1 pseudogene is annotated in these 502 nt (G+C 39.8%); it reads left to right on the top strand.

Annotated elements, in window-relative coordinates:
- Window positions 1-502, top strand: a pseudogene (locus HCR01_RS38270) (hypothetical protein); the annotation flags it as partial.

Consider the following 502-nt stretch of genomic DNA (forward strand, 5'->3'; position numbering starts at 1 on the left):
AACTGCGAACCTGTCAATTTAGAGTTTGGGACTGAGAAGGTTCCTGACAAAACCGTCAAAATCAAACTTGATGGCAAAACTTTAGGTGAGTTAGACAACGATTCTGTCGAACAATTAAAAAGCTTTAATTACCTCAAAAATGGTAATCCCTTGAAGTTAAAACTTACTTCAATCTCCCTTACTGGAGATCAGGCTTTTGTGCTGGGCGAATCTGCCAACGGTAATCTACTTAAAATCAACAAAATTAACTTTTACGATTTCAAAGGTCAAATATTCTCGGATCAAAATTACCGTCAAGCGAGCGTAGAAACTTCAGCCTCTAAACTTAGAGAAGCTGTATTTTTAAATGGTGAGCCACTCGGTGTCCTGCACTTCAAAAAGGACAAAGACGCACTCCGGCAACTTGGACTACTTAAAAACGGTGAACTTACACCAGCACCCGCTATTCTTCAAAGTAATTTTTCTGTTATTTGCGCCCAAATCGACCCCTCCACCGTTGAAT

It is taken from the genome of Nostoc sp. MG11 (assembly GCF_014904695.1).
GTDB lineage: Bacteria > Cyanobacteriota > Cyanobacteriia > Cyanobacteriales > Nostocaceae > Komarekiella.